This window comes from Priestia sp. BR_2 (assembly GCF_041954005.1).
Taxonomy (GTDB): Bacteria; Bacillota; Bacilli; order Paenibacillales; family Paenibacillaceae; genus Paenibacillus_AQ; species Paenibacillus_AQ lautus_A.
In genome coordinates, this window is record NZ_JAVFHM010000082.1 from 1 (window position 1) to 808 (window position 808).

1 protein-coding gene is annotated in these 808 nt (G+C 33.5%); it reads left to right on the forward strand.

Translation table 11 applies throughout. From position 1 onward, the window contains the following. Position 1 precedes the first annotated feature (1 nt). Positions 2-280, forward strand: a complete 279-nt coding sequence (locus RB298_RS02140; protein ID WP_486045504.1) for a hypothetical protein — start codon at positions 2-4, stop codon at positions 278-280. Positions 281-808 lie beyond the last annotated feature (528 nt).

Genomic DNA, 808 nt, shown 5'->3' on the forward strand with positions numbered 1-808 from the left:
GATGGAGGTAAAGAACCTTCAAAGGTCAGAACCTAAATTTAGAAAGGCTGAATCAGAATACTTAAATAAGGCAATCGAAGAATATTTCGCTCGTCGTACCTATCATAATGCACCAGTAGTTGATGCACTTCGATATGTACTAACGATTGATAATAAAAGGGAACGTTTAGAGAGTGCCGTTGAACTTTTTGGAGATAATATCAAAGAAGTAAATAACCAAGATATTATAAACTATTTAAATCAATGTAGATGTTATAAGGAAATAAGAGATATAGTCTAAATTTGATGCTATCTTATGAAAAAATTTATTGTTCATAAATAACCAAAAGGGGATTGGAGATATGAACTATAAACAAAAGGATTATTATATTAGCGCAAAAGAAAATGAATATTAAAAAGTACTAAATGTAGTCGAGTGTATGTTAGAGGAAGCAAAAGGCAACAATAAATATCCTATATGGGGTGAATAGCTAAGAACTGAGTTAAAAGAAAGTGCTGGCAACAATCTTACTCCATGGCCTTTTAATACCATCATGTCCGTACTTTTAGAGTAGGTACGTGATGAAGTAAAGAATCAACCTAAGGCGAAGTCACTCGAATCGGGTGGCTTTTTATGATATGTACACTCTATCAATTCAAATATTGATCGGATAGCACACAGTAATGTAGACTTCTAACTTGAATGCTATTGAGGTTCGGAGCTTTAATCGATAATTTCGACACATCCCAGTTGACGGACCTAATTATATGATATCCGTGAAACTATACTTAAAGGGTTCTTGCATGACAGGGAATTTACTGCTACATT